This window comes from Pseudomonas gingeri, from assembly GCF_013385425.1.
Classification (GTDB): domain Bacteria; phylum Pseudomonadota; class Gammaproteobacteria; order Pseudomonadales; family Pseudomonadaceae; genus Aquipseudomonas; species Aquipseudomonas gingeri_D.
Genome location: NZ_JACAQA010000001.1, coordinates 21,315 through 36,200, shown reverse-complemented (window position 1 = coordinate 36,200; position 14,886 = coordinate 21,315). Strand labels below are relative to the sequence as shown.

General features: G+C 59.6%; 9 protein-coding genes. 3 read left to right on the top strand and 6 right to left on the bottom strand.

Translation table 11 applies throughout. The annotated features are described in order from the left end of the window. Positions 1-272 precede the first annotated feature (272 nt). Positions 273-893: an ATP-binding protein gene (locus tag HX830_RS00140; RefSeq protein WP_371317460.1), complete on the top strand. Its 621-nt coding sequence runs from the start codon at positions 273-275 to the stop codon at positions 891-893. Between the two features lie 135 nt (positions 894-1,028). On the opposite strand, the gene HX830_RS00135 is transcribed toward HX830_RS00140, so the two are convergent. Further along, a complete protein-coding gene (locus HX830_RS00135) occupies positions 1,029-3,332 on the bottom strand; it encodes a YgiQ family radical SAM protein (RefSeq protein ID WP_103495682.1) in 2,304 nt (767 codons plus the stop codon). A 236-nt stretch (positions 3,333-3,568) separates the two neighbouring features. On the opposite strand from HX830_RS00135, the gene HX830_RS00130 reads away from it, so the two are divergent. Continuing rightward, complete coding sequence (locus HX830_RS00130; RefSeq protein ID WP_177098571.1) at positions 3,569-7,258, top strand: dermonecrotic toxin domain-containing protein; 3,690 nt, start codon at positions 3,569-3,571, stop codon at positions 7,256-7,258. A gap of 8 nt (positions 7,259-7,266) precedes the next feature. Beyond that, the gene (locus HX830_RS00125) at positions 7,267-11,211 is read left to right on the top strand and encodes a dermonecrotic toxin domain-containing protein (protein WP_177098570.1); all 3,945 of its coding nucleotides are present in this window, start codon (positions 7,267-7,269) and stop codon (positions 11,209-11,211) included. 46 nt (positions 11,212-11,257) lie between these two features. On the opposite strand, the gene dnaB is transcribed toward HX830_RS00125, so the two are convergent. From dnaB to rpsF, 5 genes are all read right to left on the bottom strand, one after another. Then, a complete protein-coding gene (dnaB, locus tag HX830_RS00120; protein WP_103495657.1) occupies positions 11,258-12,655 on the bottom strand; it encodes a replicative DNA helicase in 1,398 nt (465 codons plus the stop codon). A gap of 126 nt (positions 12,656-12,781) precedes the next feature. Beyond that, entirely contained in the window at positions 12,782-13,228 is a 447-nt protein-coding gene (gene rplI / locus HX830_RS00115; protein WP_017125059.1) for a 50S ribosomal protein L9, read from the bottom strand. Positions 13,229-13,247: 19 nt separating this feature from the next. Next, positions 13,248-14,150 carry a hypothetical protein gene (locus HX830_RS00110; protein ID WP_103495656.1) on the bottom strand — a complete coding sequence of 301 codons (903 nt, stop codon included), beginning with the start codon at positions 14,148-14,150 and terminating at the stop codon, positions 13,248-13,250. Between the two features lie 36 nt (positions 14,151-14,186). Then, on the bottom strand, positions 14,187-14,417 hold the full coding sequence (gene rpsR, locus HX830_RS00105) for a 30S ribosomal protein S18 (protein WP_002551829.1): 231 nt from the start codon (positions 14,415-14,417) through the stop codon (positions 14,187-14,189). Between the two features lie 28 nt (positions 14,418-14,445). After that, entirely contained in the window at positions 14,446-14,868 is a 423-nt protein-coding gene (rpsF, locus tag HX830_RS00100; protein ID WP_040063859.1) for a 30S ribosomal protein S6, read from the bottom strand. Positions 14,869-14,886 lie beyond the last annotated feature (18 nt).

The following is a 14,886-nucleotide window of genomic DNA, read 5'->3' as shown; positions in this document are numbered from 1 at the left end:
TGAGGGCTCGCAGGTTGACGTAGAGAAATCCGCTGACAAGGTCGAGGCATATTCCATATGGGCGCGATGATATTCTTACGGCCTTCACGATAAAGGTGGGCAACGATGGTCGGCTCGGGAACCTCGATTATGACGCGGCCAATCAAGGCACTCCTCACAGGAAGGATTCGATTGGCATGAGTGAACACCAACAGCGGGAATGGAAGGCCACGTAGCGAGACGATTATCTGAAGTGGATATGCGGTTTCGCCAATGCCGAGGGCGGAGAGCGCGTGGAGCGATATCTGTTCCCTTTGCAGGCCTTGCGTGAAGCTCTGCTCAACGCGGTGATCCACAAAGATTACGCCAGCGGCATCCCAATCCAGATAAGCGTCTATGAACATCAAATCGTGATCTGGAACCCAGGCCAATTGCCGGATCGCTGGACGCAGGAGCAACTGCTGGCGAAACATCCGTCCCATCCATTCAATCCACTTCTGGCGTCAGCATTTTTCCGCGCTGGCTATGTGGAGTCCTGGGGACGGGGGATCGAAAAGATCCTCAGTGAGTGTCGCAAACACGGTATTCCGCCACCTCTATTCGATGACGGTTTGTCTGGACTGATGCTCACTTTCCGAGCCGATCCGGTACAACTGGCAGCGAACCGAGTAGATGCTGCGCTGACCACCCAAGAAACTACCCAAGAAACTACCCAAGAAGTTCGTCCGGGGACGGTGCGAGAGAAAATTGTAGAGCTATTGCGCCAGCAACCTGCCGCTACCCGCTACGAACTGGCAAGGCAGCTCGGACTGAGCTCTGATGGGGTCAAATATCATCTGAACAAGCTTCGGGTATCCGGGACTATCCGACATGTAGGCCCAACTAAAAGCGGATACTGGGAAGTGCTCAAATAATCAATACCGGCAAAGCTAACGTGGAACACAGGCTCCTGTGACCTGATGCTGTCGAAAAAACCACGTTGAACACACAGCAAAACGCCAGCGCGATGCTGGCGTTTTGTATTTCACTTAGCGTTTGAAGCTAGCGCCTCAGCGCGGCACCACCGGCTTGCGGGTCGGCTTCTTGCCTTTGCCCTTGGCTGCGTCGGAACGCTCCTTGGCGGCTTGCTGGTTGCGGGCAAACGCGGCGGCCTTGGCCTGTTCGCGTTTGTCCCAGGCATTGCCGCCATCGCTGCCACGGGGCGGCAGGCCGGTGTGCTGGGTGAGGATCTTGGTGGTCGTGTCCTTCGCCACCTTGTGGCTGCCGGCCGGTGTCGAGTTCTTCCGGCGCGCGCTCTGGTAGCTGTCGGTCGCCGGCTGGTGCAGCGGAATCAACTGGTCCTTGCCCGGCCCGATCAGGTCGCCACGCCCCATGCGCTGCAAGGCCTCGCGCAGCATCGGCCAGCCCTTCGGATCGTGATAGCGCAGGAACGCCTTGTGCAACCGGCGCTGCTCCTCGCTCTTGACAATGGTCACCGCGTCGCTCTTGTAGGTGACCTTGCGCAACGGGTTCTTGCCCGAGTGGTACATGGCCGTGGCGGTGGCCATCGGCGACGGATAGAACGCCTGCACCTGGTCGGCCCGGAAGCCGTTGCCCTTGAGCCACAGCGCCAGGTTCATCATGTCTTCGTCGGTGGTGCCCGGGTGCGCGGCAATGAAGTACGGAATCAGGTACTGCTCTTTCCCGGCTTCCTTGGAGTACTTCTCGAACATGCGCTTGAACTTGTCATAGCTGCCGATGCCCGGCTTCATCATCTGGTTGAGCGGACCTTCCTCGGTATGCTCCGGGGCGATCTTCAGGTAACCGCCGACGTGGTGGGTCACCAGTTCCTTGACATACTCCGGCGACTCGACCGCAAGGTCGTAGCGCAGGCCGGAAGCGATCAGGATCTTCTTCACACCTGGCAACGCGCGAGCGCTGCGATACAACTGGATCAACGACGAGTGGTCGGTATTCAGGTTCGGGCAGATGCCAGGGAACACGCACGACGGCTTGCGGCACGCGGATTCGATTTCCGGGCTCTTGCAGGCAATGCGGTACATGTTCGCGGTCGGACCGCCGAGGTCGGAAATCACCCCGGTAAAACCCGGCACCTTGTCGCGGATCTCTTCGATCTCGCGAATGATCGACTCTTCGGAACGGTTCTGGATGATCCGCCCTTCGTGCTCGGTAATGGAGCAGAAGGTACAGCCGCCGAAGCAGCCACGCATGATATTTACCGAGAACCGGATCATGTCGTAGGCCGGGATCTTCTCCTTGCCATACGCCGGGTGCGGGACACGCTGATAAGGCATGCCGAACACGTAGTCCATTTCTTCCGTGGTCATCGGAATGGGCGGCGGGTTGAACCAGACGTCCACATCGCCATGCTTCTGCACCAGCGCACGGGCGTTGCCCGGGTTGGTTTCCAGGTGCAGCACGCGGTTGGCGTGGGCATAGAGCACCGCATCGCCACGGACCTTTTCCACCGACGGCAGGCGGATCACGGTCTTGTCGCGGGTCATGCGCGGGCTGGCCAGGATCTGCACGACCTTGGCTTCCTGCGGGTCTTCAACCGGGCCCTTTTCCTGCTCGATGGCGCAGGCCTGGGTGTCCTGGGTGTTGACGTACGGGTTGATGATCTTGTCGACCTTGCCCGGCCGGTCGATGCGCGTGGAATCGACTTCGTACCAGCCCGCCGGCGTGTCGCGACGGATGAACGCGGTGCCGCGCACATCGGTGATGTCTTCGATCTTGTGGCCGTAGGACAGGCGCTGGGCGACTTCGACAATCGCCCGCTCGGCGTTGCCGTAGAGCAGGATATCGGCGCTGGCGTCGATCAGGATCGAGTTGCGCACGCGGTCCTGCCAGTAGTCGTAGTGGGCGATCCGGCGCAGCGAAGCCTCGATGCCGCCGAGGACGATCGGCACATGCTTGTAGGCTTCCTTGCAGCGCTGACTGTAGACCAGGCTGGCGCGATCCGGGCGTTTACCGGCCAGGCCGCCTGGCGTGTAGGCGTCGTCGGAGCGGATTTTCTTGTCGGCGGTGTAGCGGTTGATCATCGAGTCCATGTTGCCGGCCGCGACCCCGAAGAACAGGTTCGGCTCGCCGAGCTTCATGAAGTCGTCCTTGGACTGCCAGTTCGGCTGGGCAATGATCCCGACGCGGAAGCCCTGGGACTCCAGCAGCCGGCCGATGATCGCCATGCCGAAGGACGGATGGTCAACGTAGGCGTCACCGGTGACGATGATGATGTCGCAGGAGTCCCAGCCAAGCTGATCCATCTCTTCCCGGCTCATGGGCAGGAAGGGCGCGGGCCCGAAACATTCGGCCCAGTACTTGGGATAGTCAAATAACGGCTTGGCTGCTTGCATGGCGATGACCGGTGTCGAGATGAAAATTCGCGGGCGCGGAATATAGCACAAATTTTGATCAAGTCCGACGATAACCGTCGGGTTTTACCCGCGCCCATCCGCCGGGCGCAGGCCGACAACTATCTAGTGCAGCCATACATCCGCCTTGTCGTTAGCTGGTGCCTCAAAAACCCGGCAAGGCTACCGTCATGATTCCATCCCCCCCCCCGCTCCCGAACCAAGCGTCGCATTTCGACGTGATCAGAGATCATTTGCCACCCTGGCTGCTCCTGGCTTCCCGCGAACAACGCGACGCCCTGCGCCAGAGCCTGATAGCCAGCAGCAATTCCCGGCATGAAGTCCGGCAGATGATGGCCAAACTGCAATCGCCCGCACAATTCCTCAAACCATTGCTGGAACACGCCATCACCGTCAATTTCCAACTCACCCTGGATGTCGAACAGGCGACTTTTGTTCACGAGCATAAAAACGACTATTTCTTCGGATTGATATCGGTCCAGGGCACGACCACCGAGCAAACGCTTCTGTCAGCGGCCCTGCACAATTTCGACGAATCGCTGACCAGCGCCGACGCCTTCGGTGCCGGCTCGGGGATTTACCTGACACCAGGGGCCCGAGACGGCAAAACCCCGATCAAACCCGAGGAGTTCGCCCTGGTCTGTCGCAACCTGGACTTCGGCAGCCTGTATCAGATTCACCTGCGCTCCATTCTTGCGGTGCCCACCCAACCCGACGGCACTGTCGACGGCACCACCCAGGATGTCCTGATCAAAAGTTACAAGGACGCCTTCGCCGTAGCGATACACCTGGCCGTCATCCAGCAAGAGATCTCGACAGCCTGCCAGCGGGCACTGCTCGACGTACTGCACGATCGTTATGTTGTCCGCTATGGCACCCAACCCTGCTCGCAGCTCGAGTTCCTCGGCATGGACGTCAGCGAGGTGCTGGTGATCGGCCTGGACGCCGAAGACGGGACAAGTCCGTGCATCGTCTACATACCCCAGGACCCGATCCGCCCCCTGGCACGCTACGGCTCAATCAAGGATTTTGAAGACGAACTGAACCGCAGGCTGCTGTCGCCCGGCTACCGACAGTTCTTTTCACGATTCCTCCCGCTCAGCCATCAGGGAAAGCTGCTCGACCAGATGATCGGACGGGCCCTGCGGCAAAAATGGGCGCCGAAGACCGGTCCCATTCCGTGGGCCGAGCCTGTGTTTCTGGCGCTGCACCCCATCAAAGGCAACGTGTTCAAAAGCCTGCGCGACCAGCGCGTGCGACAGATCGAGCGACATGGGCGGGAGGTTGTGGTCCCCACCGCGGATATCGATACCCAAGCCCGTCAAGAACTGCGGGCGGCCTACGCAAAGGCCGGCCTCAGTGCCTTGCTCCTCGCGGCCTCGTTCATCCCCGTGATAGGCGACGTCCTGCTGATCTTCACGGGGGCACAACTGATCAAGGAGGCCTATCAAGGATTCGACGCCTGGAGGCGCGACGAAAAGGTGGAAGCACTCAACTACCTGATGGACGTCGCCGAACAGGTCGCGTTCATGGGCGCCAGCGCGGGCGCCGTCAAGGCCGGGCGTTTCGTCAACTCGCTGCTGCCGGTCAAGCTGTCGTCCAACCGCTTTGCCTTGTGGAAAGCGGACCTGAGCCCCTATCGCCAATCCCTTGAACTCCCTGAAACGCTGCTCCCCGATGAACAGGGCCTGTATCACCATCAAGGCAAGCACTATCTATCGCTGGATGAACAACTCTATGAGGTCGGCACTGTCGCGCCCCCGTCCGGATGGTCCATTCGACACCCCGATGACCCCTGGGCGTATTCACCGCCCTTGTTGCAAAACGGCAGCGGGGCCTGGCGTACCCTGCATGAAAAACCCCAAGACTGGAGCGACCTGAAGCGACTCAGACGATTGGGGCCGGTCGCAGCAGGCACCCCGCCCGAAGACCTGGCGCCGATCCTGCACGCCAGCGCAAGCGATTCGAACCTGTTGCTTGAACTTCATCGCGAGAACCAGGCGCCGCCGGCGCAATTGATCGATACCGTGAAACGCTTCCAGCTCGACCGGCAAATCCAGCATCAGCGATTGCAGGGAAGCCCCCCGAACAACGACAGCCCGGCCCTTTCCTTTACTGCCGAGCAACATACACCGGAACAATTCGAGGACCTTTATCAACAGAGCGAACAGGTCGAAGGACCGTTGCCCGAGCAGATCCGACAGGACTTTCCGAACCTGCCCAAAAGCTATGTGCAAGCCCTGGAAAAATCCATCAACCCAGTCGAAGCCCGACAAATCCTGAACCAGAAAAGCCTGCTGTCCTATCTGAAAGACGAAGCCGAGCTCTCCATGCAGAACGTGGATACCGCCCGACTTCATGAAGGCCTTTATCTGCACACGACATTCAACCCGGCCTCGGACCAACTGGCGTTCCAGACCCTTGAAGCCCTACCGGGTTGGTCAGGCGACGTTCGCCTGGAGCTGTATTCGGGCACACTGGCCGACCCGCCGATCGCCAGTGTCGGGAACGACTCCGCAGCGACCGTCAGGCGCCTGCTCCGTGAAGACTCGCGTTATCGAGTCTACGATGCCGACGGCAAGCAGATCCTGGCACCGAGCGACCTCTACTCGGCCATCGGGCACGCCCTACCCGAAACCGAACTCGACAACCTGGGCTTCAGCGGCGCGAATCGAACCCGCCCCCTCAAGCAATCGCTGATTCAAAAAATCACTCAGTTGGGGGCTTCGCCGACGAGCGTACGGCGGATTCCGGCCTCCCCGATCTCACCGCCTTACCGACCCGGCCGCCCACTGGATACTCACTTCGCGCAGAAAACGCCACCGAGCGACCTGACGGCGCTGGGCGACGACCTGTATCGGGGAGCCTTCTCCCGACACTACATCGAGGAAGGCGAGCGCTATTACCAGGTCGAGCCTTCAGCTCTTGGCTGGAAACTGATCGACGCCCGCAACCCTTTTCGCTTCTATCGCCCGGTGCTGCGGCGCAGGGACGGGCACTGGGAAATCAACACCGCCATCGGCTTGAAAGGCGGTGCCCCGGGGCCGGGGCACAGCAAAATCCAGTTGAGCGAAACGAGCATGGTGTCGGCACTTGAGTACGTCAAACCAGAGCCCTTCACCCGCGAAGACCTGCTGCGCATGAAAGCCATCAAGTCCTATCAGCGTCAGCCCAACCGGATGGGTGAGTATGACCGCGTGAACAATGGCCGCTATCCCTTGCGGGACCTGTCGGGTAATCCGCTGCGCATCAGAAAAATCCAGCACATGAGCGAAATCACCGACTCGGGAGTGCGTTACCAGGCCAAGGATATCCTGCCGTACTTGAAATGGGAGAATCATGAAGCGGTTGCCCAGCTCTACGAGGAGAAGCTGCTGCTGCGGCAGTTCACTGCGGAAGATGCCAAGTTTCCCCAGGAAAGCAGCATGATCGGCCAAGCCATGGTGGTGGCCAGAAAGCCGTTGAGCGCCGGGGAGGCCATCGGCGTGTATGGCGGTAACTTCATCCCGTTTCACGTCAGCAATGCCCGCCGGGATCCGTTCGTGATCGATGTGCTGCCCGGCCCCCTTCCCGACAAGCCGACATGGGACCGGCTGGTGCTGACAGGAGACAACATCATTTCGCGCATCAATTCCATTTTCGAATACGAGGGCCGCCTCCCGGTCCGGCAAGCCGGCAGCGGCTACAACGTCGAAGGGGCAACCTTCCCCGTCGATGTGGAGATCGCCGAGGGACGTCTGGAACCCTTCGTCCTGAGCGGTTTTTTTACCACCCGGGACGTTCCCGCCGATGAAGAGCTGCGCTGGAATTACGGTTATAGCGAAGCGGGGACACGCATCACCTTCGCCGCGCCCGAGACGAGCCTGGAAACCCCAAGCCCCAGCCAGCCACCGTCAAGCCAGGAATGAGCCGCGCCATGCCCACGACGTCGGAAGAAAACGATCCCGAGGCGCTGCCCCACGCCACCTTCATCAGGTCCCGCCTGCCGGCCTGGCTGAAAAACGCCACCGCCGAACAATACGCCAGACTGCGTTCGGCCATGCAGGAAAACAATGCGTCCAGGCTCCTTGTCAGGAACATACTGAGCCCACTCAAAAGCCTGGAGATCTTTGCCGAGCCCATTCTGGAACTCGGCATAAGCCCCCTCTCCCGCGATCTCACCGACATGCAGGTCGCCACCCTGGCCAAACGCTGGAAAAAGGACAGCTTTCTGGGTATCCCCATCTACGACGCCAGTCCCGAACACTCGTTGCTGGAAGCCGCGCTTTACAACTTCGAGGAATGGGAAACCCACGACAACGCTTTCGGCAGCGGATCGGCCATCTACCCCTCGGGAAAAGCAGCAGGCCTGAAAAGCAGCCTCACTCCCAAGACGTTTGCCCGGTTCTGTCGCCATCTCGACCTCGGGTTGAAATACCACCATCACCTCAAGCAGATACTGGACCTGGACCGCCCAGCCGACGAGATCATCCTCTTCGATAACAAGCGCGAGCATTTTGTGCACCATGAGTGGAGCCGATTCAACGTTTCGTTATGGATGGCTTTCATGAAAAACGACATCTCCGACGCGTGTGCGGCCCGCTTGAAATACTTTCTGCTGCCCATCAGAAAAAGAACCGGGAAGCTTCCGCGCTATCAACAAGTCAAATGGCTCGGCCACACGTTACCCGGAGTCATTCATTTCGCTTCCGATCCGGACGACAACACCGGCCCCTGCGCCATCTACTGTCCTGGACACCCCGAGTCCGCGCTCAAGGAATATCCGTCCCTTGTCGAGTTTCAAGAGGATTACCTGGAACACATGCGCTCGGCGGATTTCCGGCAATGGATCAGCCGACTCATGCCGATTGACTATCAGGGCAGCCTGTTGACGGCAAAGATCAGCAAAGCCGCCAGTGGACGCTCGCCTGCCCAGTTGAGGCGTCTCATCAGTCTTTCAAGGATTGAAGGCGAGCTGTTCGAAGAGATTCATTGGCAGCGACTGCAACGCCTTGAAAGCGACGTCGGCAGACTGGCGCCCCCCAGCGCACAGGCCAATGCCACAACACGCGAACAATTGCTGGATGAATACCACACGGCGCGCCTGGACCTGCTGTTCGGCCTGAAGGACTTCATTCCCCGATTCCGCCAGACCCTGCTGACACCGCCAGGCAGCCAGCTCGCAGCCACTGTCTATCAGGACCTCTTTATCTGGAGCCCCAGGGAAGTGAACGCCGGATTGATCCATTTGCTGAATGTGGCCGAGACGGTGACAAACAGCCGGACAGCCACCGTGGTAGACGGGCTGCCCGAGTTGATCCGTGTCCGTTTTCAGGGCCGCACGCGCCTTTGGAAGCCCGACCTGACACCTTATCAATCAGCGATCAAGCCATCCGATGAGCATTGGCAGGCAAACTCACTGGGCTTGTACCCATGGGCGCAGGCTACCGTCCTGAAACTGGACCAGCAGTATTACAAGGTCGAGCACAATGAAGACACCGACCGCTGGCATATCGTGCTGATCGGTTATCCGGACGTGTACTCGCCCCCCCTGCGGCACAACGGCGTCGGAGCCTGGCGGACGATCCACGAGAAAGTCCTGACCTGGTCGAAACAGCAGTTGATCGCACGCCTGGGGCCACGCGCCGCCAGACTGTCCGAATCGCTTGCGAACGCTGCCCTGGCGTTCAGCGGCACACACCTTTACACGCTGCGACAGATTCATCACTACAGCCGTCGGACACCACCCCTGCTGCTCGATAGCCTCAAGCGCCTGTGGATCCTCCAGGAAATCGAGCACTTCGATCTCGAGCGGGCCAAGGGCAACGTGGTCTCGGAATTGTCTCCCAGGATCCAGTTATATCTGCTGACCAGACTGCCCGGATGGCCCAGGGACAAAATGCTGGAGATCTTGCGCAGTGGTTCGCAGGTGACTGTCCAGTATGGCGCGGGTATGAGAATGGCTGGAACGCTGCTCAACGTGGTGCTCGAGGCGCTCGACCAGGAAGATATCGACTCGTTGCTGGAGAACACTATTGCGCCTCTTGAGCAACTGAACCAATTGGCGCTGAAGCTGGTGGCCCAGGCGAAACTGAAAAGCCTGGCCCTGCTCGAACACCTGTATATCGAGACAGAACAACCCGACACAGCACCGCAACGACAAATACGCCAAGTGCACGCCGAACTCCCCAAAAGTCATCTGGCCGATGTTATTTTCTCATTGGACATACAGGCACAAGGCGCGCCCGAAACAGAGCCGACGCTAAAAAGGGAGATTGAGCGAGCCCTGGAGCAGGTTCGCATCTCACGGGTGTTCGAAGGCCTTTATCCGGGCTGGCCACACACTCAGCAAAGTGATCGACTGGCTTTCTCACTGCTGGAAACCCTGGAAACCTGGCCGCAGGATATTCGTCTTGAACTGTGGGACCCAGACATCGACACCGCCCTGGAGGCCATCGGTGAGCACGACAGCCTGACCTACAGGCGCCTGAAGAAAACGGGCGCTTTCTACCAACTTCAAGACCAGCAGGGCAGTACGCTATCCGGTCTGCAGGACCTGTACACAAGCGTCTGGCTGGCGATGCCGAAACTGACGCAGCAAGCCCTGAACAGCACACTCGATATAAGCCTGGACGAAAAGCGCGCGGCGATGGACCTGAAACAGGCCGTCTTCAGGAACGCCTCGACATTACGCAGCCAGACGCCGGCCCTGCGCGTCCCGAACCATGCACCAGGGCAGCCAGAGCCAAACACCAGCACGCGGGTCCCGGAGAGCTTCGCCGTGCGCGGAACAACAGTGTCGGGCCTGGAGCTGCGCAACGGCGGCATTTACTGGAATCTCCACACCAAGCCCCTGGCCGCCCATGCTCACTTGCACTACATCCGCAACGGTGACCGCTACTATCCGGTCAGGCAGGCCCCCGAGGGCTGGCGACTGTTGAACGCCAAGACGCCCTACAGCTTTTATCAACCGTTACTGCAACGCAAGACTGACGGTGAGTGGGTCTTGCCTCAAGGCACTGAGCCCCCCGACCTCACACCGGGAGGCAGCCTGTCGGTCCAGAAACACGGCGCTACGCCGTCCAGCCCGGGCGATGACAAGACCTTCACGGAAGCTGAACGACAGCGCATGCGCAGCCGAAAATCCTACCGAACCCATTTGAACTCCCCCCTCACCTACGACCGCGTCGACAACGGTCGCTATCCCTTGCGTGACCTGGACGGGTACCCCATGACCATTCTCGCCATTCACTACTCCAAGGCTGAAGGGAGCCGCCAGTCAAAGGCTCGCGCTCAACAAATCGTTCCTTATCTGCAATGGCAAGGCTATGAAAAGGTCGCACAACTCTACGAAGACAAGCTGGAAATAGCCCGATTCGAACACGACGACCTGCGCTCTGCGCAAGAAGAGCATCTGGTCGGGAGGTTTCTGGTTTCCGCCAGGCATTACCTGCGCAGAGGTGAAATACTGGGGGTTTATGGCGGCATGCTGATTCCGCTGATCGTCAGCCACCATCGCCGGGACCCTTTCGCGACCGCGGTCCGGCAGGACTCCACGCATGACCTGATCCGCTTTCGCGACGACCGACCAGAACCGGCCGCCCCCTGCCTGTCCGGCGATAACATCCTGTCGAGAATCAATACGCGCTACGAATACCGCAACGGGGTTCCCATTCGACAAGCCGCGACAGGCTACAACGTGGAGTCGGTCGCATTTGCGGTTGACGTCAAGGGCCGTGACGGGCGCATCGAAAAAAATCGCTACTTCATCACGGCCCTGTTCGCCAGCCAAGCCATCTTCGAGTTCGACGAATTACGCCTGAATCACGGTTACACCTGGGAACAGATTCGTACGCTGGAGATTTTACCGCGCAGCCATTAGCGCCAAAGGGACAACGCCCCCAAGTCCGGTCCTCGGCGTAACGCCCTTACTCGTCGTCGTCGAAGTTGTAGCTACCCGGCGCCAGATTCTCGAAGCGCGTGTACTTGCCGATAAAGGCCAGGCGGATAAAACCGATCGGGCCGTTACGCTGCTTGCCGATGATGATTTCGGCGATGCCCTTGTGTTCGGTCTCGGGGTGATAGACCTCATCGCGGTACACGAACATGATTACGTCGGCGTCCTGCTCGATCGCTCCGGATTCCCGCAGGTCGGAGTTCACCGGGCGCTTGTTCGGCCGCTGCTCCAGGGAACGGTTGAGCTGGGACAGGGCCACCACCGGGCAGTTGAATTCCTTGGCCAGGGCCTTGAGGGACCGGGAGATCTCGGAAATCTCGTTGGTCCGGTTGTCGCCGCTGGAACCGGGGATCTGCATCAACTGCAGGTAGTCGATCATGATCAGGGCGATATCGCCGTGTTCACGCACCAGGCGACGGGTCCGCGCACGCATTTCCGACGGGCTGATACCGGCCGTATCGTCGATAAACAGCTTGCGGTCGTTGAGCAGGTTGACCGCCGAGGTCAGCCGTGGCCAGTCGTCGTCTTCCAGGCGACCGGCACGGACCTTGGTCTGGTCAATCCGGCCGAGGGAGGACAGCATACGCATGATCAGCGATTCGCCTGGCATCTCCAGGGAGTACACCAGCACCGCCTTGTCGCTGCGCAGTACCGCGTTCTCCACCAGGTTCATGGCGAAGGTGGTCTTGCCCATGGACGGACGACCGGCGACGATGATCAGGTCGGACGGTTGCAGGCCGCTGGTCTTCTCGTCGAGGTCGGTGTAGCCGGTGGACAGGCCGGTGATGGCGTTGTCGGTGTTGAACAGCGTATCGATCCGGTCGATGGCCTTGGTCAACAGGTCGTTGACGCTGACCGGACCGCCGGTCTTGGGCCGCGCTTCGGCGATCTGGAAAATCTGCCGTTCGGCCTCGTCGAGAATCTCCGCCGCGGTCCGACCTTGCGGGTTGAACGCGGTGTCGGCGATTTCGGTGCTGATGCCGATCAACTGGCGCAGGGTCGCCCGCTCGCGAACGATCGCGGCGTAGGCCTTGATGTTGGCCACCGACGGAATGTTTTTCGCCAGTTCCGTCAGGTAACCCAGGCCGCCGACCTGGGAGGTCTGCCCTTCCTTGTCCAACTGCTCGGCCAGGGTCACCACGTCGATCGGCATGTTCTGATCGGCCAGCTTGGCGATGGCGCGGAAGATCAGGCGGTGGTCATGTCGATAGAAGTCGCCGTCCGAGACTTGATCGAGCACGCGCTCCCAGGCGTTGTTGTCCAGCATCAGACCACCGAGCACGGCCTGTTCGGCCTCGATGGAATGGGGCGGCACTTTCAGCGCGGCGGTTTGCAGGTCGTATTGCTCGGGAGCGGAGATATCGTTCATGGCCACTTGGAATCAGGGGGTTTGCAAAAGGACGTTACCAAAAAACAAAAGGCACGACCTGAATGAACAGAGTCGTGCCCGATGTTAACCGCCTGGCGCGCAAGTCGCCAGACGATTGGGTACTGCTTAAGCAGCCACCACGACAACGCGTACGGTTGCTTCGACTTCGGCGTGCAGGTGCACGGCCACGTCGAATTCACCCACGTTGCGGATGGTGCCGTTCGGCAGACGAACTTCGCTTTTTGCCACTTCAACGCCGGAGGCGGTCAGGGCATCAGCGATGTCGTGGGTGCCGATCGAACCGAACAGCTTGCCTTCGTCACCGGCGGTGGCAGTGATGGTCACTTCCAGCTCAGCCAGTTGGGCGGCACGCGATTCAGCCGAAGCTTTCTTGTCTGCTGCGGCTTTTTCCAGCTCGGCACGACGCTCTTCGAACGCAGCCAGGTTGGCAGCGGTCGCAGCGGTGGCTTTGCCGAATGGCAGCAGGTAGTTACGACCGTAACCGGCCTTAACGTTTACCTTATCGCCCAGGTTGCCCAGGTTGGCGATTTTTTCCAGAAGGATCAGTTGCATGTGGAAATCCTCTTAACTTTTAACCTTCACCGTTCGCGGAACCGTTATCGGCCTCTTTCGACGCCAGGCGTCCGCGAAAATCAATCAGGCTGTCGACAATGGCCAATACCATGAGCAACGGACCGAGCAAGTGCATGAATGGCACGAGCGTGACGTACATCCCCACCAGCCAGAAACTGGCCAGTTTCTTCTTCGCCACCAGCCCGTGAATCAGGGACAGGCCGGCGAAGACCAGGGGAACACTGCACAGCGGCAACAGAATCAATGCATGCAGGCCGATAAACGGCGCGACAAACATGATGGCCAGCAGCGACAGCGCCACCTTCTTGGGGATCCGGATTTCGCGAAACTCGCGTCCGAAACCACCGGGGTTGTACAACAACGCTTGCCAATAGCGCCCAAGAATCAGGCACATCACACTAAAGACCTGCAGCGAGATCGCCGTCGAGGTGATCAAGAGGGGCACGGCCAGTGACGCGAGGAACGCTCGCTGATCTACCGACAACTTCTGGTAGACCTCACCGAGGGCCAGCGGCACGACTTGTTCAAACGTCTGCGCCAACCCTTCGATGAAGGGACTGAAAATCGTCCCCAGACTCACCGCACATACCAACCCTACTGCCATGCTGACCAGCAGCACGCGGTTCCAGGAGTAGCCGGCGCGTAAAACCAGCGCCAGGCTGCAAGACCCGAGCAGCACCAGAAGGGCCGTGGGGTCTTTCTGGATGTTGAAGTGCCAGAACAGCAGCACCGACAACACACCCAGACCAATGACGCCAAGGGCGTCCGAACCGCGCCGCAGGAGCACAAGGCACCCGGCGGCGGCACTCAACCAGAACAACAGCGGCAATGCCGCAGATCCGGCCACGACGAGCATGGCCTGCATACGTCCGCGCATGATGAAACCAGCTAAGGCGCGCATGCATTCAATCCTTTACTGCGTGTCGACTGCCCGGTCTCAGCGGCCGTGGCTGTCGGTGTAGGCCAGCAGGGCCAGGAAGCGGGCGCGCTTGATAGCGGTGGCCAGCTGACGCTGATAACGAGCTTTGGTACCGGTGATACGGCTTGGAACGATTTTGCCGGTTTCGGATACGTAGGCTTTCAGGGTGTTGAGATCTTTGTAATCGATCTCTTTCACGTCTTCAGCGGTGAAGCGGCAGAATTTACGACGACGGAAGAAACGTGCCATGTAATTGGCTCCTCAAAAGGTCCGTGGATTACTCGTCAGCGTTATCGCTGGCGTCGCTGTCATCACCCTCAACGCCATCGGCGTCGGAGTGCTCAGGACGGTCGCGACGCTCACGGCGCTCACTGCGGTTTTCTTCAGCCTTGAGCATCTCGGACTGGCCGGTAACGGCTTCGTCGCGACGGATGACCAGGTTACGGATCACAGCATCGTTGTAGCGGAAGTTGTCTTCCAGCTCGGCCAGGGCCTTGCCAGTGCATTCAACGTTCAGCATCACGTAGTGAGCCTTGTGAACATTGTTGATTGCATAGGCCAGTTGACGACGGCCCCAATCTTCCAGACGGTGGATTTTGCCGCCGTCTTCTTCGATCAGCTTGGTGTAACGCTCTACCATGCCGCCGACTTGTTCGCTTTGATCCGGGTGGACCAAAAAGATGATTTCGTAATGACGCATGAATGCTCCTTACGGGTT